This is a genomic window from Erwinia sp. 198 (assembly GCF_003937915.1).
GTDB lineage: Bacteria > Pseudomonadota > Gammaproteobacteria > Enterobacterales > Enterobacteriaceae > Erwinia > Erwinia aeris.
The window spans coordinates 239,136-262,241 of sequence record NZ_RHUM01000007.1; the positions used below are offsets into that span (position 1 = coordinate 239,136).

The 23,106-nt window shown below is 54.8% G+C and carries 18 protein-coding genes and 1 pseudogene; 16 read left to right on the forward strand and 3 right to left on the reverse strand.

The window, feature by feature from the left end; genetic code table 11:
- Positions 1-7: 7 nt before the first annotated feature.
- Positions 8-1,012, reverse strand: coding sequence for a type VI secretion system baseplate subunit TssG (gene tssG, locus EGK14_RS12015; RefSeq protein WP_125289335.1), 1,005 nt, complete (start codon positions 1,010-1,012; stop codon positions 8-10).
- On the reverse strand, positions 1,012-2,889 hold the full coding sequence (gene tssF, locus EGK14_RS12020) for a type VI secretion system baseplate subunit TssF (protein ID WP_125289336.1): 1,878 nt from the start codon (positions 2,887-2,889) through the stop codon (positions 1,012-1,014). Before tssF ends, tssG begins: the two co-directional genes overlap by 1 nt.
- A gap of 439 nt (positions 2,890-3,328) precedes the next feature.
- Here tssF and tssH point away from each other — a divergent pair, with 439 nt between their 5' ends.
- The 16 genes and pseudogenes from tssH to EGK14_RS12100 all read left to right on the forward strand — a co-directional run bounded on the left by tssH (position 3,329) and on the right by EGK14_RS12100 (position 22,423).
- Complete coding sequence (gene tssH / locus EGK14_RS12025) at positions 3,329-6,055, forward strand: type VI secretion system ATPase TssH (protein ID WP_125289337.1); 2,727 nt, start codon at positions 3,329-3,331, stop codon at positions 6,053-6,055.
- A 59-nt stretch (positions 6,056-6,114) separates the two neighbouring features.
- Complete coding sequence (gene tssB / locus EGK14_RS12030; RefSeq protein WP_125289338.1) at positions 6,115-6,648, forward strand: type VI secretion system contractile sheath small subunit; 534 nt, start codon at positions 6,115-6,117, stop codon at positions 6,646-6,648.
- A gap of 23 nt (positions 6,649-6,671) precedes the next feature.
- Complete coding sequence (gene tssC / locus EGK14_RS12035; RefSeq protein ID WP_370256345.1) at positions 6,672-8,159, forward strand: type VI secretion system contractile sheath large subunit; 1,488 nt, start codon at positions 6,672-6,674, stop codon at positions 8,157-8,159.
- A gap of 111 nt (positions 8,160-8,270) precedes the next feature.
- Positions 8,271-8,756 carry an Hcp family type VI secretion system effector gene (locus EGK14_RS12040; protein ID WP_125289340.1) on the forward strand — a complete coding sequence of 162 codons (486 nt, stop codon included), beginning with the start codon at positions 8,271-8,273 and terminating at the stop codon, positions 8,754-8,756.
- Positions 8,757-8,838: 82 nt separating this feature from the next.
- The gene (gene tssJ, locus EGK14_RS12045; RefSeq protein WP_125289341.1) at positions 8,839-9,363 is read left to right on the forward strand and encodes a type VI secretion system lipoprotein TssJ; all 525 of its coding nucleotides are present in this window, start codon (positions 8,839-8,841) and stop codon (positions 9,361-9,363) included.
- A gap of 3 nt (positions 9,364-9,366) precedes the next feature.
- Positions 9,367-10,713 carry a type VI secretion system baseplate subunit TssK gene (gene tssK / locus EGK14_RS12050; RefSeq protein WP_125289342.1) on the forward strand — a complete coding sequence of 449 codons (1,347 nt, stop codon included), beginning with the start codon at positions 9,367-9,369 and terminating at the stop codon, positions 10,711-10,713.
- Positions 10,713-12,062, forward strand: coding sequence for a type VI secretion system protein TssL, long form (gene tssL / locus EGK14_RS12055; RefSeq protein WP_125289343.1), 1,350 nt, complete (start codon positions 10,713-10,715; stop codon positions 12,060-12,062). The genes tssK and tssL overlap by 1 nt, the downstream gene beginning before the upstream one ends.
- 10 nt (positions 12,063-12,072) lie before the next feature.
- Positions 12,073-15,897: a type VI secretion system membrane subunit TssM gene (gene tssM / locus EGK14_RS12060; protein WP_125289344.1), complete on the forward strand. Its 3,825-nt coding sequence runs from the start codon at positions 12,073-12,075 to the stop codon at positions 15,895-15,897.
- A 22-nt stretch (positions 15,898-15,919) separates the two neighbouring features.
- Positions 15,920-16,543 carry a hypothetical protein gene (locus EGK14_RS12065; RefSeq protein WP_125289345.1) on the forward strand — a complete coding sequence of 208 codons (624 nt, stop codon included), beginning with the start codon at positions 15,920-15,922 and terminating at the stop codon, positions 16,541-16,543.
- A 92-nt stretch (positions 16,544-16,635) separates the two neighbouring features.
- Positions 16,636-18,798: pseudogene (locus tag EGK14_RS12070) on the forward strand (type VI secretion system Vgr family protein); the annotation flags it as partial.
- A gap of 130 nt (positions 18,799-18,928) precedes the next feature.
- A complete protein-coding gene (locus tag EGK14_RS12075; protein WP_125289346.1) occupies positions 18,929-19,195 on the forward strand; it encodes a PAAR domain-containing protein in 267 nt (88 codons plus the stop codon).
- Between the two features lie 15 nt (positions 19,196-19,210).
- Positions 19,211-20,023, forward strand: a complete 813-nt coding sequence (locus EGK14_RS12080; RefSeq protein WP_158616050.1) for a TagK domain-containing protein — start codon at positions 19,211-19,213, stop codon at positions 20,021-20,023.
- Between the two features lie 17 nt (positions 20,024-20,040).
- Positions 20,041-20,844, forward strand: a complete 804-nt coding sequence (locus EGK14_RS12085; RefSeq protein ID WP_125289348.1) for a type VI secretion system accessory protein TagJ — start codon at positions 20,041-20,043, stop codon at positions 20,842-20,844.
- A gap of 3 nt (positions 20,845-20,847) precedes the next feature.
- Positions 20,848-21,336: a type VI secretion system baseplate subunit TssE gene (gene tssE, locus EGK14_RS12090; RefSeq protein WP_125289349.1), complete on the forward strand. Its 489-nt coding sequence runs from the start codon at positions 20,848-20,850 to the stop codon at positions 21,334-21,336.
- A 75-nt stretch (positions 21,337-21,411) separates the two neighbouring features.
- Positions 21,412-21,807: a polyketide cyclase gene (locus EGK14_RS12095; RefSeq protein ID WP_125289350.1), complete on the forward strand. Its 396-nt coding sequence runs from the start codon at positions 21,412-21,414 to the stop codon at positions 21,805-21,807.
- Between the two features lie 88 nt (positions 21,808-21,895).
- Positions 21,896-22,423 carry a GNAT family N-acetyltransferase gene (locus tag EGK14_RS12100; protein WP_125289351.1) on the forward strand — a complete coding sequence of 176 codons (528 nt, stop codon included), beginning with the start codon at positions 21,896-21,898 and terminating at the stop codon, positions 22,421-22,423.
- Here the strand turns inward: EGK14_RS12100 and EGK14_RS12105 are convergent.
- Positions 22,401-23,003, reverse strand: coding sequence for an alpha/beta hydrolase (locus EGK14_RS12105; RefSeq protein ID WP_125289352.1), 603 nt, complete (start codon positions 23,001-23,003; stop codon positions 22,401-22,403). The two genes, EGK14_RS12100 and EGK14_RS12105, sit on opposite strands and share 23 nt — an antisense overlap.
- Positions 23,004-23,106 lie beyond the last annotated feature (103 nt).

The following is a 23,106-nucleotide window of genomic DNA, read 5'->3' on the forward strand; positions in this document are numbered from 1 at the left end:
CCGGGCGCTACGTGTGATAGCGTTCCGGCTCAAAGCTCATGCCGTAAACCGGCGTAACGTCCTCTTTTCTCTCCAGCCAGACGGCGTAGCCAAGCTGATGACTGCCGTCCAGCGTCGCCTGCGGCACCTCGCTGGCGGCCAGCACCAGCTGGACATCCCAGGCGTATTCAAACCCCGTAAAATTGCGCACCCACTCCCGCAGTACCGGCAGATCCGATCCCCACGGGCTGAAGCGCATATAGTTATCCAGCGTTAAGGGGCCGAGCAGCAGCTTGAATTTGTGCTGCCTGTCCCGCACGGTATTGCCTAATATTGCGCCATCGCCCAGCAGCATGGCCGCATCGTTGCCCAGCACGGAGCAATCGGCGGGCTCCAGAAAAATCCACTGGGTCACAAACTCTTCCAGTCGGGCTTTTATCTGGAAGTAATATTCGATGGCGCCCGCCAGGCCTTCCGGATTGCGCGCCTCGCGGATCAAATGGGCAGAAGACGCCAGTCGGGCGTGGGTCGGCAGCGGTTTATCGTGCAGCTCGGCCAGATCCATGCCTGCCAGACTGGCAATATAGAAAGAGAACTGTTCCTCATTCGGTCTGTCCAGCGAGGCGGTATCCTGCGCGACAAGCCAGGCGCGATAAAACAGCGACAGGGCACGATGATGAAAAACATCGAGAAAGTCGGTCAGCGTATTGTCCTGGGCCTCCGTCCTCGAGTAGGCCAGTTCGGAAAAATGCAGCGGCATCGCGCCCTGCGGTCCCCATATGCCGGGCCCGAAGAGTTTTATCCCGATGCGGCCATTCTCCAGACCGAGAGAAGCGATCTCGCGCGGCGCAAAAATCAAAGAGGCTTTTTGGCCTATGCGGAACGTCTCCTGGTCAGGCAGTACCGCTGTACCAGGCACCGGCAGCGTCGGCGTTTTAGCCGTGATTGCGCGCATGATACTGATAAAACCGGCTTCCCAGGGCCGCTCCTTATTAAACCAGGCGGCCAGCATGTCGACGGAGGAAGCGCGCATCAGAACGAGCCTCGTTTACCGGGACGGGCCTGCCAGCTGGCGATGACGCCCCTTTGCATAGAGTGCAGCTCCGTTTCGGTAAACACGTTGATAGCGGCGTGGCGAGAAAGGTAATTTTCCATCACCAGACCGAACAGGTAAGGACTGACGCCGGAAAAGCCTTCTTCATCTACCGTCAGGACGCAGCGCACGCCTCTGCCGTAAATCAACAGGCCGTCACCGGGAAGACGCCGGGTCACCGGAAACGTTTTACAGCCTATCAGGCTGTCTACCTGAGTATTGGACTCGCGATCGGCATTGTGTAAAAACAGGCGCAGCATATTGCGCAGCGATTCCCCGCCCGGCCCGTGCTCCAAATCGGAGAGCGGCAGATAGTTAAAGCTAAGCTGGCGGATCAAACGCCAGGCCGACTCCCCCAGCGCAAAAGGCTCACGTGGCGCGCTCGGCTGGCAGACGAAGGCCACGCCCAGCACAGGAACCGCGTCGGACATGGTTAAATCAAAGCTGCCGTTTCTGGCAATCAGGCGTGGCAGATCGCGGTTGGTGACCATCGCTTCGACCGTAAGGTAGCGAATATGATCGGCATAAGGCGCCTCCTGCTGATCGACCAGCGAGACGAAGACCTCTGTTCCGGGATAAGGCGTGCGGGTGTCATATTTTCTCTTGCTCTCGCTTTTTACTCTGGCTTCGCGATTGAGCGAAAAGTAACGGCCGAAATTGCCATAGTCGCAGTGACGCGTTTGATAAAGCGGTTGAAACACCACTTCCTCGCTGCTTTCCGCCTGCTGACCGCGCACCTTATGCACGGAAAAAACTTCGTAATCAAGAGGGCGACTGCGGTCGGGAACCACATGGAAAGCGTTTAGCGCCCGGTTGACTTCGATCCTGTCCACCACTTTAGGAAACAGGTTAATTACCGGCGTACAGAACGGTAAAAACTTTGACGCGTTAACATGGCCAATCAGCTCCAGGGGAAGCCGATCCAGCAGCACTATCAGCTCGGCCTCGTTGCTGTGGTTGCGGGACAAACCGGCGGCCAGCTGAGTCAGCGTAAAAAAATAAAAGCGCTGACGACAGGCGAAATATTCATGGATCAGGTTATGTCCATGAAACATGTTCCAGGACAGCGGCAGCAGCGTCTGATCGGGATGCAGCCCTTCAAAAGTCAGCGGGCGCTGGGCGATGACCACGTCTTCCGCTTTGCTGCTGCCGGCCCGCACCAGCATAGCCACGTTGCTGGTATGCAAAAGTTCAAAAAGATGGGAAACAATGCGCTCATCGCCGTCGATATAGAGCGGCAGGCGATCGAAGCCGCTCAGCTGCGAAAATATCCGTTCCCCCTGCGCACGCAATTTGATCCGCAGAGCGCCTTTCAGCCTGGCGTAAGGAATACGGTATTTTTCCAGATTGGGAATATCCGGCGGAACCGAAGTCAGGCGAGCCTCGACGATTTCTATTGGCCACAGCGTGACATCCTGACCGTTGCGAAACTCGCAGCGTGTATTTTCGCCAGGCAATATGCGGGTATAAAACGCACTGTTTTTAGGAACAAGATAGCCGTGGCCCAGTTCTCCTTCCTTCAGGTCAGGCGCAAGTTGAACCACGCCGATGGAAGGCGTGGGCGAATTATAATTAGGGTAGACGATGTCCAGAAGCCGCTGCGTAAACTTTGGGAACTCCGCATCCAGTTTTAAATGCGTACGTGCGGATAAAAAGCAAAATGCTTCAATCAGTCTTTCAACATAAGGATCGGCCGTTTCGATGCCTCTCATCCCCAGACGTCCGGCAATTTTGGGATGTTTTTCAGCAAACTCACGCGCTGACTCTTTCATAAAAGTGAGTTCCTGATTGTAATAATCGAGGAATTTATGATTCACGATTGCTCCCGTTATCCTTGTTTTTAAACGTAGACTTTGTCTTTTATTAATATGGCCGTCTAAACAGGTTTTTTGAGTAAGCTGACTGTTATTCTTTTTTGAAAAGCAACAGGATGTTATTAGTTAATAAATGCGTTAAATACACGCGGCGGCTTTTATTTTTTTTCAGGCTTTATAACATGTGGAAAAAACAGTCTCAAGAGCATTGTGAGGGAACGTCAGAAGTTTCAGCTGGCCATCAGGTTATTTTACGGGAAAAATCTTTTTAAATAAGGGTTTGTCATCGTGGCGGGCGTATTATTCAGGAATAGCGTTCGGGCGGTATTCTTAATTTATTTTTACGGCGTGGACAAGGGTATTATATTTTGTTTTCCTTCCCCGGAAGAATCTGGTTTGTGTGATTTTATGCCTGTGACAAATGTACCCGGAGGAATGATACGTGGCTATTACAAGGCAAAATTTATTCGGTAAGCTGGATGAGACATTATTCAGAACGATTGAAAGTGCAACCACGCTTTGTAAGCTGCGCGGCAACCCCTATGTTGAACTGGTGCATTGGCTAAATCAGATCTGGCAGCAGGAGCAAAATGACCTGCGTCTGATAGCTCGCCATTTTGAGGTTGACGCACAGGCGCTGGAACAGGGCTTCGCTCAGGCGCTGGCCCGATTGCCCGCAGGCGCCAGCACTATCTCAGACTTTTCATACCATATTGAACTCGCTATCGAACGCGCCTGGATTTATGCCAGCCTGGAGTGTTTTGAAAGCCGTATTCGCAGCGGACATTTGCTGATCGCCATGTTGACCACCATGGAGCTACGGCGCGCCCTGTTTGCTATCTCTTCCGCTTTTGAACGGATCTCTCTGGAACATTTGACCGCCGATTTCGGCTATATCACTCAGGCTTCGCCGGAAGTTAGCGAGGCGACGACGGAGGCTGGCGTAATGCCCGGCGAGATTAATGCGGCTATCGGCGGTCAGATAAAAAGCGGCGGGCTGGCGCAGTATGCCACCGATCTGACCGCGTTAGCGCGCGAAGGCAAAATCGATCCGGTCACGGGACGCGAGCATGAAATCAGCACCATGACCGATATCCTGCTGCGTCGCCGTCAGAACAACCCTCTGCTGACCGGTGAAGCTGGCGTCGGGAAAACGGCCGTCGTGGAGGGGCTGGCGCAAGCCATCGTAGCGGGTAATGTGCCGCCAGCGCTGGCAAAAGTCAGGCTGCTGGCGCTGGATGTCGTCGCGCTGGCCGCTGGCGCCAGCATGAAAGGCGAGTTTGAGGCGCGGCTGAAAGCCGTGCTGGATGAGGCTATCGCTTCGCCCCAGCCCGTTATCCTGTTTATCGATGAAGTGCATACGCTGATCGGCGCCGGGGGCAATGCCGGGACGGGCGATGCGGCTAACTTGTTGAAGCCTGCGCTGGCGCGGGGCCAGCTGCGCACTATTGGTGCCACGACCTGGAGCGAATTTAAACGGCATATTGAGAAGGATCCGGCGCTGACAAGGCGTTTTCAGGTGCTGCAAATTGCGGAGCCGGACGAGGAAGCCGCCGTCGCTATGCTGCGGGGGCTGCTGCCGGTGCTGGAAAAGCATCACGGCGTCTGGATTATGGAGGAAGCCTTACAGGCCGCCGTGCGGCTGTCGCACCGTTATATTCCGGCCCGGCAGCTGCCAGATAAGGCGATAGGTCTTCTTGATACGGCCTGCGCGCGGGTGGCCGTCGCGCAACATGCGGCGCCGGTCATGCTGCAACGTCTCCACTGTCGGACGGACGCCGCCCGCGCGGAGCTGAGCCTGGTTGAAAAGGCCAGCCGATTTGGCAAAGTGCAGCACCACAGCGGCGAACGCCTGAGACAGGAGATCGCCGAGCAGACCGAGGCTTCTCTTCAGCTGGAGCAGCGCTGGACGCAGGAAAAAGAGCTGGTTGCCGCCATCGTCGCGGTACGTGAAAAACTACAGGACGAGGCCTCTACGGCTGAGGAAGAGATAGCGCCGCTGCAAAATGAGCTGGCGGAGCTGGAGGCGCGTCTGCAGGCTGCCCGGAACGAGCAGCCGCTGGTGCAGGCGGAGGTCAATGCGGATGTTATCGGCGCGATAGTGGCCGACTGGACGGGGATCCCCGTCGGCCAGATGTTAAAAGACGATCTTCGTGCCGTACTGGAACTGCCGCAGCGGCTGGCCGGGCGCGTGATAGGTCAGGACTATGCGCTGCGTCAGGTCAGCGAAAGCATCCAGACGGCTCGCGCGGGGCTGGCGGATCCGCGTAAGCCGGTCGGCGTCTTTATGCTGGTTGGCCCATCCGGCGTGGGGAAAACGGAAACCGCGCTGGCTATCGCCGAGCAGCTTTACGGCGGCGAGCAGAATCTCATCACCGTCAATATGAGCGAGTATCAGGAAGCCCATACCGTTTCCTCGCTGAAGGGATCGCCACCGGGCTACGTGGGCTATGGCGAAGGCGGCGTGCTGACGGAGGCGGTACGCCGCAAACCCTACAGCGTAGTGCTGTTGGATGAGATTGAGAAAGCGCATCCCGACGTACATGAACTGTTTTTTCAGGTCTTCGACAAGGGCAGTATGGAAGATGGCGAAGGGCGGCAAATCGACTTTAAAAATACGGTGCTGCTGCTGACCAGCAACGTCGGCAGCGAAACGATCGCCAGCCTGTTTGCCGATGCAGAGACGGCGCCCGATGCCGAAAGCGTCAGAAAAATGGTGCAGCCTGAGCTGCTGAAAGTCTTTCCGGCGGCCTTTTTAGGGCGCCTGGCGGTGGTGCCTTATCTGCCGCTTCAGGAAGCGTCGCTACAAGGTATTGTCCGGCAACAGCTCGACAGACTGGCTTTGCGTTTACGCGAGCAGCATAGCGCTTCGCTGCATTATGGCGACGATTTGACGACGCATATTATCGGGCAGTGTCCCGTTGCTGAAACGGGCGCACGAATGTTGATCCGATTTATCGAGCAAAATATCGCGCCGGAAATAGCGCGCCAGATATTAAACAGCCAGGCACCGCTAAGCGAACAATGTCTCTACATAACCGCAGAGGATAATATCGTTATCCGTTTTCAGCCGAAAGGAGAAGAAGAAAACGCGATAGATAAAACAGGAGAGAAGCGAGAAGATCCGGCAAAACAAGACGGATTTTTAACGGGTAATAGCGCTGCATGACAGTCCGCTATTAATGTGAATAAAGGCTATTTTTAATACAGCACGATGAAAGGGATATCATGATTTCAAGAAATGGCAGTGCTCAAAAATTTATCGCCAGAAACAGGGCGCCGCGCGTACAAATTGAATATGACGTGGAGATCTATGGCAGCGAGAAAAAAATAGAATTGCCCTTTGTTATGGGCGTATTAGCCGATCTGTCCGGGAAGGCGATTGAGCCTTTGCCGCCGGTTGCCGATCGCAAATTTCTCAGCATTGATATTGATAATTTCGACGAGCGGATGAAAGCCATGAAACCGCGCGTGGCTTTTGCCGTGCCTAATACCCTGACCGGGGAAGGGCAGCTGATGATCGATATGACGTTTGAAAGCATTCATGACTTTTCACCGGACGAAATAGCCAAAAAAGTGGATTCGCTTTCTCAGCTGCTGGATGCCCGCACCCAGCTGGCCAATCTGCAAACCTATATGGACGGCAAAGCCGGCGCGGAAAGTCTGGTGATGAAAGTGCTACAGGATAAATCGCTGCTAACCGCGCTGGCTTCTGCACCGAAACCAGTGAAAACAGACGGCAGCCCATTAGGGAACGAATAAGGCGAGAGAGGGATATCATGTCGATGCAAGCTGAGAAAAAGAACCAGGCGACCTACGCGGGCCACAGCGATTTTAATACGCTGTTAAGCAAGGAGTTCAAACCGAAATCGGAACAGGCGAAAACCGCCGTAGAGAGCGCGGTTAAAACGCTGGCCGAGCAGGCGCTGAGCAGCTCGGTCACCATGGCCGACGACGCCTATAAAAACATTGCCGCTTTTATTGCGGAGATCGATCGCAAGCTGTCCGAACAGATCAATTTGATCCTGCATCATCCACAGTTTCAGTCTCTGGAAAGCGCCTGGCGCGGGCTGCATTATTTAGTCTATAACACCGAAACCGACGAAAAGCTGAAGCTGCGTTTTATGGATATTTCCAAAGATGAGCTGAGGCGCAATATGCGGCGCTTTAAAGGGATCGCCTGGGATCAAAGCCCGCTCTTTAAGCAGGTATACGAAGAGGAATATGGCCAGCTGGGGGGTGAACCTTACGGCTGTCTGGTCGCCGATTACTATTTCGATCACACTGCGCCAGACGTGGATCTGCTGGCCTCCATTGGCAAAATCGCCGCGTCCGCGCACGTGCCGTTTATTACCGGTGCGGCACCCTCCGTGCTGCAAATGGATTCCTGGCAGGAGCTGGCTAATCCTCGCGATCTGACCAAGATCTTTACGCAGAATCTGGAATATGCGGCGTGGAACTCGCTGCGTCAGTCAGAAGACTCACGCTATATCGGCCTGGCAATGCCGCGTTTTCTGTCGCGTTTGCCTTATGGCATTCATACCAATCCCGTCGACGACTTCAATTTTGAAGAAACTACCGACGGCGCCGATCACAGCAAGTACGCCTGGTCCAACGCGGCCTATGCGATGGCGGTCAATATCAACCGCTCGTTCAAACACTACGGCTGGTGCACGCTGATCCGAGGCGTGGAAAGCGGCGGCGTGGTCGAAGGACTGCCGTGCCATACCTTCCCGACCGACGATGGCGGCATTGATATGAAATGCCCAACGGAGATCGCTATCTCTGACCGTCGCGAAGCGGAACTGGCTAAAAACGGCTTTATCCCGCTTATTCACCGTAAAAACACCGATTATGCCGCCTTTATCGGCGCGCAGTCGTTACAAAAACCGGCGGAATATTACGATCCGGACGCCACGGCGAACGCCAACCTTTCCGCGCGGCTGCCTTACATGTTTGCCTGTTCTCGCTTTGCCCACTATCTGAAGTGCATCGTGCGCGACAAAATCGGCACTTTTAAAGAACGCGATGAAATGCAGAAGTGGCTGAACGACTGGATAATGAATTATGTCGACGGCGACCCGGTTAATTCCACTTTTGAAACCAAAGCGCGTCGTCCGCTGGCCGCCGCGGAAGTGGTGGTTGAGGATGTGGAAGGCAATCCAGGATATTACCAGGCAAAATTTTTCCTGCGTCCGCATTTTCAGCTGGAGGGCCTGACCGTTTCGCTGCGTATGGTCGCGAAATTACCGTCGTTGAAAGGCGCAGCATAACGATCGCAGATTTTAATATTGTTAACAGCAGCATTGTTTGCGGGGCTGCTTTAACTACATACGCTGCGCGCATGCGTAGCAATTTTAATAGTGCTGAATAAGGGAATTATCATGGCACAAGATATGTTTATTAAGATCGACGGCATTGAAGGTGAATCGCTGGATGCCGCACATACCAATGAAATTGAGGTTCTGGAATGGCATTGGGATGTTTCACAGCATTCCAATATGCACAGCGGGTCCGGCGGCGGCTCAGGCAAGGCAAGCGTGGCCGATTTCTGCTTTACCCATTACACCGATAAGGCCAGCCCTAATTTATTAAGCCACTGTCTGACGGGCAAGCATATTAAAAATATTGTCTTCGTGGTGCGTAAAGCGGGCGGCAATCCGCTGGAATATTTAACCATTAACTTTACCGACACCATTATTACCCGTGTCGATATGTCGGGATCTTCAGAGGATGAAACCCGTCCTCGTGAACTGGTTAAATTCTCCTTCACTAAAGTGACGCAGGATTACGTCATGCAGAACGCTGAAGGCAGCAAATCTGGCGTTATCTCCGCCAGCTATGACGTCAAAGCCAACCTGAGCAGCTAATACGTTAAACGATATAAAAGCTTGTCGCCCCTGGGTGGCAAGCTTTTCAGCCTGGCTTCGGGATTTTAAGGTGATATTTAACATGCTGTTAATAAACATAGCCCGATTCATCAGTCGTTTGCTTATTATTCTGGCGTTTTTAACGTCAGCGGGCTGCCGTTCTCCTTTCAGCGACTCTCCCAAACCGGAGTTAACTATCAGGCTGGAAGCGTCAAAAGAGATTAATCCCAATGAAAAGGGAGAGCCTGCGCCGCTGGATATTACTTTTTATCTTTTAAAATCATTAGATAACTTTGAAAACAGCGATTTCTTTACTCTTACCGATGGTGCGGACCCGGCCCTACAGGCGGAGGCGAAAAAAGTCTATGAGGGCATATTACAGCCTGGCGAAAACAGAATAATCAGCCTGACGCCGGAAAAAGATACCGTTGCATTAGGCATAGTCGCCGCCTATCGGGATATTGACCGTGCGGGATGGAGTGAAACTTGGGAGCTTTATAAAAAAAATAAGAAACGATCCTGGTGGCGAAAAGTGTTGCCCGGAGAAGCGGTCGTTCTGACGGTACATTTTGATGCCTTAGCCATCGCGCTTGATAAAAGGGAATAGCCAGTGAGAACAAATAAAGTTATCTGGAGCGAAGGACTGTTTTTACGTCCGCAGCTGTTTCAGCAGCAGGAGCGCTATTTTGAATATTACGCCCACAAGCGAGCGGCAACGATATCGCCTTTTTTTTGGGGGTTCGCGCAATACGATATCGATCTGGAGGCGCTCTCTTACGGCAAGCTGGTGCTGCGCGCCGGACGCGGCGTGCTGCCGGACGGCACGCCCTTTGATATACCAGGCCACGCCGAACTGCCTGAGCCGCTGACTGTTACGCCGGAGCATCTGGGGCAGCTTATTTTCCTGGCCGTGCCGCTGCGGCTGGATAACAGCGACGAAACCATCTTTGACCTCAGCGACAGCGGGTCGCTGGCGCGCTTTGCCGCTTTTGAAACGGAGCTGAGTGATACCAATGCGATCCGTCAGGGGCCAAAACCTGTCCAGCTGGCAAGGCTGCGCCTGAATCTGGTTTCTGAAAACGAAATGACGGAGTCCTGGATTGGTCTGCCGCTGACCCGCATCAGGGCCATTCAGCCCGATGGCAGCGTGCTGCTGCATACCGAAGACTATATTCCGCCCGTCACCGGCTATGCGGCCAGCGCGCTGCTAGCTGAATGGCTGACGCATCTTAACGGTCTGGTCAGGATGCGCGCCGACATGTTGGCAGGCCGACTGGCTAATAGCGACGGCAAAGCCAGCGCCAGCGCCGAAGTGGTCGACTATCTGCTGCTGCAAATTTTCAATAAATATGAGCCGGTGTTGGATCATCTGCGGCACGTGCCCGAGCTGCCGCCCATTGTGCTTTATCAGGAGCTGGCGAAATTCTCGGGCGAGCTGTCCACCTTTATCCGCACGCAGACGCGACGGCCGGTAAGCGCGCCGGGCTACGATCACGCCAGGCTTTATCCTTCTATTCGCCCGCTGGTTGAAGAGCTGCATTATTTGCTGAATCAGATTTTGATCCGTGCCGGTCAAATGATCGATCTCCATGCGAAAGGCAATGGCGTCTGGACGGCCGCTATGCTGCCGGGCGAGCTGCGAGAGTTTTCTAATCTGGTGCTTGCGGTACACGCTCAGCTGCCGATGGACGTGCTGCAGCAGCAGTTTTCGGCGCAGGCGAAAATCAGCGCGCCGCAGCAGCTGCATGAGCTGGTTCGTTCACATCTGCCCGGGCTGGTGTTACAGGCGCTGCCGGTGCCGCCGCGGCAGATCCCTTATCACGCCGGCTATGTCTATTTCGACCTGCTGCAAAGCGGGCCGTTCTGGGACAAAATTGCCGCAACCGGCGCGCTGGCGTTACATATTGCAGGTGATTTTCCTGACCTGAATATGGAGCTTTGGGGAGTCAGAAGCTGATGCGCGATGAGAGCCAATCTGCCGCGCCGGATGCAGCGCCCGAAGAAACGCTGACGCCGCAGGCCCTGGGTAAATTTCTGCTGGATGAGGATCCGGGAAGTCCCGGCACGCCGGAACGCGGCGATCCTGATGCGTTTATCCAGGGCTGGTCCAGCCAGAAAAGTGAGGTTTTGCTGCAGAGCGAAGGCGTACAGCTGCGTGTGCAAAAGGTAAGGGCGGCCGAAAATCCGCTGCTCGAAGCCGCCCAGCCACTGCTGCGCGCCCTTAGCGAGATGCCGGAAACGATCCCATATCCCGAACATGTCGAGCTGCTGAAACAGAGCCTGAAACACGACATCAATCTGTTTAGCGTGGTATGCGACGAGGTCAATATCGCCTGGAAAAAGATGGCTATCGTTCGCTATTGCCTTTGTACCGCGCTGGATGAGGCAGCCCATACCACAACCTGGGGGATGCAAACCGGCTGGTCGCAAAGCAACATCCTTAACCATTTTGAAGGCGACAACGACGGCGGCAACAAATTTTTCCTGCTGGTTGGCCGTCTTTCCATGGATCCCCACGAGTACGCAGACGTGCTTGAAGTGCTGCTGCGTATCCTCGGGCTGGGTTTTGAGGGCCGCTACAGCATTCTGGAAGATGGCGACCGACAGCTGATGAAAATCCGTCAGCGGCTTCTGACTCTTATTCAAAGCACGCGCGACTCGCTCTCGCCAGCGCTGTCGCCGCATGGCGCGGCCGTACGCGGTCAGAAAAAGTCTAAAAGGCGCATTGTGCCCGTGCGCGTCACGCTGCTGCTGAGCTTTCTGCTGGTCAGTAGCCTGTGGATTTGGTGCAAATACTGGCTGGGCGCGCATCAGATAGCGCTGCAGCAGCGGATTTTCGCGATGCAGCAGCTGAAGGTAAGCCGTCCCGTAGCGGCGATGAAACTACGGCTGGCTATTTTACTGAAAGAAGAAATCAGGCAGGGGCTGGTCAGCGTTGACGAAACGCAAAGTCAGAGCAAGGTCGTTTTTCGCGGCGATTCCGTGTTTCTTTCAGGATCGGACAAAGTCATCGCCAGCATGGAACCTATTATCAAACGCGTCGCGAAGGAAGTTCATCGCGTGAACGGCAGGGTGGTGATCGTAGGGCATACGGACGCCACGCCCATCAGAACAAAAGCTTTTCCCAATAATCAGGTGTTGTCAGAAAAACGAGCGATGGACGTGGCGCGCTATCTTCTTGCCGAAGGGATAGCGCCCGACAAAATCCGTATTCAGGGCGTCGGAGAGAGCCAGCCCGTCAGCAGTAATAACAATGCACAAGGACGTGCGCAGAACCGGCGCGTGGAATTTTTCGTGACCTACTAATGAGTTAGACATGTTTAATCTGAACAGGATGTTCTCGCTTCGTAGTTTTAAAGTTGTGATGGTCATAGCCTTTTTTATGCTGATTATCGCTGCGGTTTGGTTTCTCGGCCCTTTACTGGGCTTTGGCGACACGCGTCCGCTGGCAGGCGTTGAGGCACGCGTGATTTATATCGTGCTGGCACTGCTTTGTCTGATTGGGCTGTGGTTTAACGTGCCGTCGTTTCTTCTGCTGGCCACAACGGCCTGCGTTGTCGTCTGGACGATCGGGCCCTACCTGCTGATCGGGGAAAGCTATCCGCTAAGCGGTATCGCCCCCAGGGCCAGCCTGGTTGGCGCTATCCTGCTGGTCACGCTGCTGTATGGCGGTTGGAAGCTACTGCTGGCGCTGAAAAACAATCCTAAGCTGCTTGACGCTTTTTTCGGCAGCAAAGAGGTTAAAAGCGATGACGACGTCAGCGAGGTTAATGCGGCTATCCGTGATGCAGCGGCATATATAAGGCAGCTGCGTAAAAACGGTACCTGGCTTAAACGGTTTTTTTCATTTGGAAAAATGCACGGCGAGCTTCCCTGGTACATGATTATCGGGACGCAGGGCGCGGGAAAAACCACGGCGATCCTGTCGTCAGGACAGCACTTTCCGCTGCCGGAACAGCTGAGCAGGGTTTGCAAAGAGAGCGCGCCTACCCGTAACTGTGAGTGCTGGTTTGCGAATGACGCGCTGTTTATCGATACGGCCGGAAAATACCTCGATTCGTCAGACGAGCAGCCGGAGTGGGACGGCATCATTAAGGCCGTCAAAAAGTATCGTCCGATAGAGGCGATCAACGGCGTGATTGTGGCGATCGGCGTGACTGACGTGATGGGAAAAAATAAAACGGAACTCTACGATCTGGCTGCGAAAGTGCGCGCCAGACTGGATGCGATGCGCAGCAAACTAGGGGTTCGCTTTCCGGTTTATATGCTGATTACCAAACTGGACCGGCTGATGGGGTTCGCCGAATATTTCCGTAGCCTGACCGAGCAGGAGCGCGAACAGGTATGGGGCGTGACTTTCCCCTGGGGTGAAGAGGTGAACACCGGCATTGGCGATCTGCGCGAACGGGTTGGAGCGGAGTTTGCCCTTCTGGAAAATCGTCTGGAAAAGGCAATGACGGTGCGCCAACAGGAGGAGTACAGCAATACGGACAGAAAGCGCATGTATGTGCTGCCGCAGGATTTCCGTATGCTGCTGGACAGCGTAACGGAAGTGGCGCAGACGATTTTCTTCGCCTCGCGCTATGATGAAAATCAGGGTTACACCTCGCTGCGCGGCATCTACTTTGTCAGCAGCCACCAGCCTGAGAATACCGTTATGGTCAATAACGGGACGCTGATGCAGAAGTGGCGCAATTATATTGCTAACCGACATACGGTGCCGTTGGCTTATCCTGCTTCGCTGGCCGGCGAAAGCGAGGCTCTGGTCAGGGATGTTGCCTGGGGCAGGCATTATTTTCTGAAATCCCTGTTTTTCGACATCATCCTGAAAGATGGCGATCTGGTGCGGCGCAATTTACGGGTAGAATCAAAATATCGCTTCCAGAACTTTTTTGGTCACACGCTTTGCATCGCGGCCTGCTGCTGGTTACTGAGCGGGATCTATCACAGTTATCACCATAATGGCGGCTACCTTGTCGCGGTCGGGCAAAAGACAACCAGGCTGGAAGCAGAGGTCAAAAGCTATCAGCAGGCGGCAAATCCCGGCAGGCTGCCGCTGCTGCTGAATCTGGCGCACTACCTGCCTGAATTTAACGGCCTGGACGTGCTGCATCCCGATCTTCCCTTCCGCTATGGCCTTTATGTCGGCAAGCGTTTAACCCAGGATGCCGACGGCCTTTATCACTATTTTCTGCAGCGGCTGTTGTTTCCGCAAATCGAACAACAGGCGCATGAAGCTTTGCAGAACGCCGTTTATGAACGCGACCCCACGACAATTTACAACGCTCTTAAACGCTATCTGATGCTGGCAGGACAGGGCCAGTTCGATCGGGCATGGCTGGTCAGCGAGATTGCCCGGCAGTGGGACAATGCCGGAAAGCTCCAGCCTTATGAAGAAAGGAGCCTGTTTATCGCCCATCTTGAGGCGTTATTCAGCCGCCCGGACTGGCGGCAGTATGGCCAGCAACCGGATAAAAACCTGGTGACGGAAGCACGCGAAATACTTAATCGCAACACGCCTGTTAATCGACTTTATGCGCGCGTAATAACCCAGATGCAGGCGGAAGCGCCGGAGAATCTGACCTTAAGCAAAATGACCGATGAGGACGCCGGCCAGATTTTTACCCTGACCGACGAGGCGCTGGCGGAAAAAGGGATGCCTGGATTGTTTACCTGGGAAGGCTATCACCACGTCTTTAAAAAAAAACTGGGCGACAGCGTGCGAGCGCTACAGGCTGAAGATAGCTGGGTAATGGGCAATAGCGAGGCGCAAAGCGGCCTGAAATCGCTGAAGGTGAGCAGAAGCTCGGGCATTGTCGATCCGACCCACGAAGCCCTGATGACGCTTTATCTGAAGGAGTATACGCGGCGATGGCAGGCTTTTTTGCAAAGCATCCGGCTGAAAAGCGAGGATGCAGGCCAGAACAATACCGGGCTTTCTTTTGATATCTACATGCTGCGCACGCTGGTTTCTACGCACTCGCCGCTGGTTAATCTGGCGAGGCGCGCCGTCAGGGAAACTACGCTTGCCGTGGATCAGCAGGATAACTTGCTAAAAAACCAGCGTGTTAGCAGCTCAGGATTATCCAACAGTCGCCTGGTGGATGCCGCCTCGAAGCTTAATCTGGCGCTGGCCGCTCAGGAGAAAAAAGCGCTGCGTCAGGGCGTGGATAACTATTTCGTGCCGCTGCGTGAATTCGTGGGCGGCGGTGAAAAAGGCATGGGCGCGGCCTCCGGTACTAAACTGCACCAGATTATGGGCGTGCTGAACGATCAGTACACGCTGCTGGTCATCTCCGACAGCGCAATCAAAAACGGCAACCTGCCGTCAGTGTCCGACGCAGGACAGCGGCTGAGCGCGGAGTCCGCCGTCTGGCCCGACCCTTTTAAATATATTATCGCGCCGCTGCTGAACGGCGCTTACCGACGGGTCAATCATCAGATCGTCTACAGCAGCAATAAAACCATCGCCTCAGGGCCGGGAGAAGTATGCCGCAACACTTTGCAGGGCCGCTATCCCTTTGCGGATAACAGTGAGGAAGTCAGCCTGCGTGATTTTGAGCGCTTTTTCGCCACGGGCGGCGTGCTGGATGACTATTTTCAAAAAAAACTGGCCGACAAAGTTGATACGACAGCAAGGCCCTGGCGCTATCGCGGCGATATTAATACCCAGGATTCAGAGGCGCTGGATGTTTTTGAGAAGGCTGCCGCGATTCGCAGCGCTTTCTTCCAGAACGGTGGCCGCACGCCGGGTATCGATTTCTCCGTTTCCATTCCCTATCTGGATCCTTCGATTACCCAGCTTAACCTCAACTTTGACGGCAGCGTAATGGGGTATTCGCACGGCCCGGTTACGCCAAAACTTTTTCACTGGCCGGGCGCGCGGGCAGAATCCGTCGTCAATATGAGCACCAAACCGCGCATTCTGGGGCAGGAAAACGGTCTGACCTTCACCGGTCCCTGGGCGCTGATGCGCTGGCTGGACACCGTTAACGATATTGCGACTTCGCCTGGCGGCCAGCCGGTGCTGCTGTTTAATCTGCATCAGCGGCCCGTCAAAATTGAGGTTACCGGCCTGACCTGGAACGATGAGCTTATCGTGGATTTACTGAAAAATTTTAACTGTCCCGGCGCATTTTAAGCCGTGGGGCACGGAGCGGCATATGGCCATTCGTACCGGTATTATTGAGGCTGGAACGTTATTACCAGGCAGAGAGCGGAAAAAAGTCACCGCCGTTCTGGTCGAAAAAGTGGTGCCGGCGATGCAGTCGACGCTGCCCGGACAGCTTTTACCGGAGCATTATCCGTGGTGCTTTATCCTGCCGCCGTTGCGGAAAAAAGGCCGCTTTTACGTGGGAGCATTGGTCAGCAGTCGCGCGGCGGGGCTTTCGGCAATTTACGCCGCCGTCAGCGTACAGTGGCTGCAAAAGGAACTGGCGTCTGACTTTCATATTGCTTTCTGGCTGGCGAGAATTATGACGGCGCAGCAAAATCAGGATGGCGTGGTCAAGCCAGATATCTCTTTGAAAAAATGGGTTAATTTATTACGTTCTCGCTACTCGCCGTTTCGCGAACGGCTGCTTAATGAGCGCTATCGCTTCAGCTATCATGCGGATTTGCTGTTGGCCGAACTGAGCGAGTATGACAGAAGCATCACGCAGGAAAAAGGCGTCGGCAGCATGCCCTGGCCGAACTGGCCGGAAGTTATCCAGACGGAGCGCAAAGCGTGGCTCTGGCGGCAAAGCCGCTACGGCAAAATTATCGATTCGCAGCAAATTATCTGCTGAAAAGGAGAGGGAGAGGCGCTCCCTTAGGGTGCAATACAAACCAAGGATTAGGTGTTGATATGGCAAGAACCATAACGTTAAGCAGTTCAGCAATGCCGCTTTTGCTGGGTGAAACCGCGCTGGTATTAACGAAGCTGGAAGGCAAGGAGTCTTTCTCTTCTTTATATACCTATACGCTAACCGCCAAAACGCCAGCCAGCGATCTTATTCCCTGGCAGTCAGCGGCGAACGTGGATATTAAAGCGCTGATTGGTAAAGAGATGACCGTGTCGATAGAGCTGGACGGCAGCGGGCTGGATGAATTTATGGGCATCGGCGCGGGCAGCCGGGAAATATCCGGCCTGGTGCAGCGCGCCAGGTTTCTGGGACGGGATGCGAATCAGGCCATCTTTGAGATTATCCTGCGCCCCTGGCTTTATCTGACGGAACTGACCTCCGACTTCAAGATCTTCCAGCAAAAAACAGTGGTGGAGATTATTGACGAGGTGCTCGAGGAGTATAACTTTCCGCTGGAAAAACGGCTAAGCGGTTCCTATCCCCAGCTGGATTTTCAGGTGCAGTACGGTGAAACGGATTTTAATTTTATCGAGCGCCTGATGGAGGAGTGGGGGATTTACTGGTTTTTTGAGCATGCAGATCAGAAACATAAGCTGGTACTGGTAGATCACGTTGGCGCGCACAAGCGTTTTTCCAGCGAGGCCTATCATGTGCTGCAATATATGCCGAACGAACCCAAAGCCGGGCAGGAATATATTACCCGTTTTGAATTTCAGGAAACCATTACCTCCGGCCGGTGGTATACCAACGATTACGATTTTACAAAATCCCGAGCGGATATATCGGCTGCCGACAGCAAGCCTCGTCAAACCACCTTTAACGACATGGAGCTTTACCACTGGCCCGGCGATTACGATCGGCCGGATATTGGCGAACAGCTGGCGAAAGTTCGTATGGAAGAGCGGGGAGCGATCGGATCAAGAGCATCCGGCTCCGGCGAGCTGCGGGGCGTGGTGTGCGGTACCAACTTCGAGCTGCAAAATTACCCGCTGGAGAAAGCGAACCGGGAATATATGGTCATTTCCAGCGAGCTGATCGTTAGCGATGTCAGCCAGGTGACGGGGATGGGGGATTTCAGTTATCAAAGCCATTTCACCGTCCAGCCTACCACCAAGATTTATCGCCATCCTCAGCTGGCGCTGCGCCCAAAAACCAGCGGGCCGCAGACGGCTGTAGTGGTAGGGCCGCCAGGCGAAGATATCTGGACGGATACCTGGGGCCGCATAAAAGTGCGCTTTTTATGGGATCGCTACGGGCAAAACCGCGAAACGGATTCCTGCTGGATCCGCGTCAGTCAGGCGTGGGCCGGGAATAATTTTGGCGGGATCTATATCCCACGCGTCGGCCATGAAGTGATCGTGGACTTCATTAATGGCGATCCGGATCGTCCGCTGGTGATCGGCAGCCTTTATAACAATGTCACCATGCCGCCCTGGGATCTGCCTGCCAACGCCACGCAAAGCGGATTAGTGAGCCGCACGGTAGGCGGTGGACGCACCAACTTTAACGGCATCCAGTTTGAGGATAAACCGGGGCTGGAGCAGTACTGGGAACAGGCCGAGCGCGATATGTCCCGCCTGACCAAGCGTAATGAAACGCAAACCATTGGGCTGAATTCCGATCTTGCCGTGGGCGCGACGCGCTCTGTCAGCATCGGTATCAACAGCAACCGAGTGGTTGGCGTTAATGAATCCACCACGGTGAACGGCAGCAGCGCGTTAATGGTGGGAGGCGCGCTGGGCTTTACGGTCGGGGGCGCGCAGTCGGAGTCGATAGGCGGTGCAAAAGGAATTAACGTCGGCGGCGCTTTTATGAATAACGTGGGCGGTTATTACTCGCTTGCCGTCGGTGGCTACATCGGCATAGTTGCAGGTGGCGCGATTTCCTTAACGGCAGGCGGCGCGCTTTCACTTTGCGCGAGTAAAATTATCCTGTGCGCCGACCATATCGTGCTTCAGGGAGGACAGGTCGATTTAAATCCTGGCGACAGCTGCAGCTGCTGTGACTGCGGCGGCGGTGGCGGTGGCGGCTTTGTCCCTGGCGTGCCGAGTCTGAGCGTTTTTGGGTTTGTCGGGCTTGTTTTCCCGCTACCGCCTTTACCACCGATTACGCCGACACCAACTATAACCACACCGACGCCAACTATAACCACGCCGAGGCCGACTATTCCGGACGGCAGAACCACGCCTGTGCCGACCGCGCCCTGAGCAAGTGGTTTAACCGCGCATGGGCTGACCGCTGGCGGCGTTATAGCCAGACGCCGTTGCCCCAGGCGTTTTTTATCAGTAACCGGGCTGGCATCAGCCCAACAGCAAAATGAGGTGAAAAATGGGAAACAGCGCAGCCAGACTTGGCGATGCAATCGCACATGGCGGAGCAATAGTAAGCGGTTCGGGCGACGTTTATACCAATAATTGTAGCGCGGCGGCAATGGGCATGAGCGTGGCGGTCTGCGCTATTCATGGCGGTGCGCCCGTTGTCTCGGGATCGGGCAGCGTATTTATCAACAACTGCAATGCAGCACGGCTTGGTGACGTCACCGGCTGCGGCGCGGTCGTTGTTTCCGGTTCCGGCGACGTCACTATCGGTGGTTAACTCATGCGGCTGCTAATGACCTGGCCCGATAATCAGCCTGCTTTCCCGCTTGGCGAAAGTTATACCGTCGAACGACCCGTCTGCTTCAATCCGCAGAACGGGCAATTTAGCGAGGCCGGTTCTTCGGATGTCCTCTGGTTTTACCGCTCGCCTGGCGGGCCAGTCATCTTCAACACCTGTGCGGATTTGCTTTGTCTGATTGATAACACCAGGGTGGCAGAGGGCGAACGCCGTGTGCTCCACCTTAATACGGTGATCCAGCTGGGCCACTATGGCTTTACCGTGGTGGAGGATGAAGACATACCGGGCGAGGAGCTGTGCCACATGCTGCTCGACGGCGATCCCTTGCAGAAAAGGCCGCTACCCGAAGTGAACGATATTTTGCCCAGCGGCGGGCACTATATGGGGGATTATCGCTACCTTAACGAGGCCGCGGCGGCGGAGACAGAAGCCGCTGCGGACATTCTTGAAGCACTGGAGGAAGAATACAAAAAGTTTCTTATCTGGGGCGAGCAGCACCGCCACAAAGTCCAGGAACGCCCTACGCTGACCCGGCTTCCCGACTGCGATGATTACTTCGAGGCCATCCGGGAGGAGATGAAGGCGAAAACGTTGACGGAATGCCTGATCCAGACGCCTTCGCTGATTGATAAGGTCTGGACGGAGCTGAACGTCGAAGGGACAACCGGCCCGCTGATTTTTGATGATGAAAAAACGGATGTTTTAAAACTGCTGGCTCCGGAGAATATCGCTTCAAAAGAGAAGCAGACTATACCGGAGCTGGTTTTTCACGATCTTTATAAGCCCGGGCTGGACAGCCCTTATTGACCCAGGATGGACCCATTATGCATGATGCAAAATCTTTAACCGCACTGCTGAAAACTACCTCGTTAAACGATCTGATTGCGGAGGCGGCCGCGAACGTCAAGGCTCGTCCCGACGATAGCACGTGCCGCAACGCGCTGTTCGGCTTGTACTGCCTTGATGGGCGATGGGAAAAAGCGCTGATGCAGCTGCAAACGCTTGCCCTGCTGGATGACGTCGAGCCAAAGCAGTGCGAGCTGGGCAAGGATCTGATCCTCAGCGAGCTGATGCGGGAAGACGTGCTGGTAGGTAAACGCAGCCCGGGCCTGTTTACCGCCGCCGCACCGGAATGGATGACGCTGCTGCATCAGGCGAACAAAGCCCAGGCGGAAAGCGAGCCGGAACGGGCCGAGACGCTTCGTCAGCAGGCATTTTCTCTGGCTCCGGAAAGCGCCGGCAGCGGTGAAATAACGGGAAGGTTCGCCTGGATTGCGGACAGCGATGGGCGTATCGGACCAGCCTGCGAATTTATCAGCGCTGGCGGCTACCGCCAGGTGCCTTTTTCCTCGCTGCAGCTGCTGCACGTCCGTCGACCTAAAGATTTGCTCGATCTGATTTGGACGCCTGCCCATATTAAAACAGGCGGCGAGTTTCACTACGGCTACGTGCCGGCCCGCTATCCGCTTACCGCTGAAGCGGAACAGAGCGAGAAGCTGGGGCTGCTTAGCGAATGGCAGCAGGTTTCCGCTATGCTGACGACGGGAGCAGGCAGAAAGGTGCTGATTACCGACAGTAGGGAATTTTCCCTGCTGGAAGTGGCCGAAATTCGCTTTGGCCAGGTGTAGACAATGGAAAGAAAACAGAGTTTTTCGCCTACGCTGTTGGAAAGGCTGCTGGACGACGAGCCGAAAAAAAAGCGTGAAAGCTACGATGCCTGCTATGTAAGCGCTAAAGAGTTGCGCGCCATCGTGCACAAGGATATCGCCTGCCTGCTTAACAGCACGAACCTTGAAGAGCAGCTGGATGAAGCCCGGCACGGCGCGTTAATAGATTCCGTATTTAACTATGGCGTAGCGCCGCTGACGGGCAAATATGCCAGTCATCATAGCTGGCACATTATTGAGAAAAACATCCGCAACGCGCTGCTGCGCTTCGAGCCAAGAATTATTCCGGAAACGCTGCTGGTACGGCCGGTAACAGAGAAGGCGGCGGGACAAAACGGTCAGGTGCTGTTTGAGATAGGCGGGTTGATTAACTGGCAGCCGCAGCCTGTCGATCTCAGCCTGAAAGGCGCTTATGATGCGGAAACGGCGAAGGTGGCGTTAAAATCTTCTTAAGGGCGGGCCGCCGCCCCTTTTCATCCTTACCTGCCGATGGTTAAATCCCCTGACGATAAAAATTCAGGAGGCCCTATGCTGCCATCGCAAACCATCAGTCTGACCATCCCCCGTAACTGGGTTGATCTTTACGAGACCATCTGGAAACCCGACTATTTTCCGAAATGGATCGGTGCCCTTAGCGAAACGACGCTGGAGCAGGACGGGACCTACTGGAAAATCGTCGGGGCGGAAAGCGCGAAAAAGATCCGTTTCACCGATCATAACCCTTATGGCGTGATGGATCGCTATGTGGACACCGGTTTTGGCAAGGAGACAGTGGTGCCGATGCGGGTGGTCGGCAATGCGGAGGGATCGGAAGTGCTGATTACGATCTTCCGGCAGCCCTTTACCTCCGAGGAAAAATTTGCCGAAGAGATCGCAACGGTCCAGCAAGATTTACAGAAGCTGCATACGCTGCTGACAACCTGAGCCGCCGTGTCGATCTGTTTTGCCCAAAGCGGCCCGTCTGCCGCCGTTGTTTATGCGCATCGCCACTTATTAAGGACGTCAGCCAGCAATGAAGATCGTTACCTGCACCGAAGACCGCCACAGCGCCGCTATTCTGGCTATTTTTAACGACGCTATTGTTAATTCTACCGCGCTATATGACTACGAGCCGCGCCAGCCGGAAAGTATGCAGAGCTGGTTCGACGTTAAAAGACAGCATGATTTTCCGGTTATCGGCATTGAGGATGACGCGGGCAGGCTAATGGGCTTTGCCAGCTACGGCACTTTTCGCGTGCACGCCGCCTGCCAGTTTACCGTTGAGCATTCAATTTATATCCACCCCGACTTTCGCGGGCAGGGTTTAGGTAATACGCTGCTGGACGCGATCGTTGAGCAGGGGCGGGAAAAAGGGATGCATCTGATGATCGGCAGTATTGACGCGGATAACCGCGCCAGCATTGTCCTGCATGAGAAAAAAGGCTTTACGCTGGCCGGAACGCTGAACGAGGTCGCCTGGAAGTTCGACCGCTGGCTGAACCTGGCGTTTTACCAGAAGCGGCTGAACGACGGCGCGGCTACGCCAGACACGTCGCGATAAATTCGCTGGCGCTGCGGGCGCCCCGGGCGGAAATAGTATGGCCAACCGACGCGTCAAACTGGGTGCTGACGACCGCACCCAGCTCGCGTAGCTGCCGGGCTGCCGCTTCGCTTTCCGCGCAGGGAATAACGCTGTCTGCCATGCCGTGGATCAGCATGACCGGCGTTTTTGTCGGCATTTCATAAGGCTGCGGCGATGCCAGCCTGCCGGAAAACGCCACCACGCCCGCTACAGGCCAGCGCCCGGAAATTACGGCGTCCAGCGCCATGATGCTGCCCTGAGAAAAGCCGACCAGCACCACGTTTTCCAGGCGATCCTGCATCTGGTGGATAGCCAGAATAGCGCTAAGTTGGCGATCGAAAGCCTCCCGCGCGTGATAAACCCGCTCCGCGCGATTAACTGACGTGACGCCGCTCAGGCTAAACCACTGATAGCCGGCACCGTGTTCAAAAGGAAAGGGCGCGTTTGGGCTGGTGAAAGCCACCCGAGGTAAACCTTCGGCCCAGTGCGCGCCCAGCCCGGCCAGATCCTTACCGTTGCTGCCGACGCCGTGCAGTAAAATAATCAATCCTTTCGTCACGGGACTTCTCCTGTTGAGCCGTTCTCCACTGTGGAAACGGTTTCACTCAAGGCTACACCGATCCCATGAGGATGATAATCCCTTGCCCGGTACGGATATTCCT